At 72.8% G+C, this 680-nt stretch carries 1 protein-coding gene; it reads right to left on the bottom strand.

What is annotated here, in order from left to right; all coding sequences use genetic code 11:
• Positions 1-93: 93 nt before the first annotated feature.
• Positions 94-680, bottom strand: a 587-nt coding sequence (locus ACFP2T_RS28730; RefSeq protein WP_377427032.1) for a tetratricopeptide repeat protein, incomplete at its 5' end; no start/stop codon positions are given.

The following is a 680-nucleotide window of genomic DNA, read 5'->3' as shown; positions in this document are numbered from 1 at the left end:
GCCAGCCGCTACCGGAACCATCCTGCCTCAGCAGGCGGCACAACCTATTAGATCCGGATATCGTTACTCTTCGACCACCCCGGGCGTCGGGTCCTAGCGGGTCTGCTCTCGCAGCAATTCCGCCAGTTGTCGGGCGGCGTGGGTGTCCCCGGCGTCGGCGCGTCGGCGCAGCACCGCCACTGCTCCGTCGAGGTCGCCCCGCTCCCGCAGCAATTCCGCCAGTTGTCGGGCGGCGGAGCTGTCCCCGGCGTCGGCGCGTCGGCGCAGCTCGTCGAGGTCGCCCCGCTCCCGCAACAATTCCGCCAGTTGTCGGGCGGCGTCGCTGTCCCCGGCGTCGGCGCGTCGGCGCAGCACCCGCACTGCTCCGTCGAGGTCGCCCCGCTCCCGCAACAACCGCGCCAGTTGTCGGGCGGCGGAGCTGTCCCCGGCGTCGGCGCGTCGGCGCAGCTCGTCGAGGTCGCCCCGCTCCCGCAACAATTCCGCCAGTTGTCGGGCGGCGTCGCTGTCCCCGGCGTCGGCGCGTCGGCGCAGCACCGCCACTGCTCCGTCGAGGTCGCCCCGCCTCCGCAACAATTCCGCCAGTTGCTCGGCGGCGTAGATGTCCCCGGCGTCGGCGCGTTGGCGCAGCACCGCCACTGCTCCGTCGAGGTCGCCCCGCTCCCGCAACAACCCCGTCAGGT

Origin of the sequence: Plantactinospora solaniradicis (assembly GCF_042658085.1) — a bacterium.
In the GTDB taxonomy this organism is placed as follows: domain Bacteria; phylum Actinomycetota; class Actinomycetes; order Mycobacteriales; family Micromonosporaceae; genus Plantactinospora; species Plantactinospora solaniradicis.
This window is presented reverse-complemented; position numbering and strand designations above follow the sequence as displayed.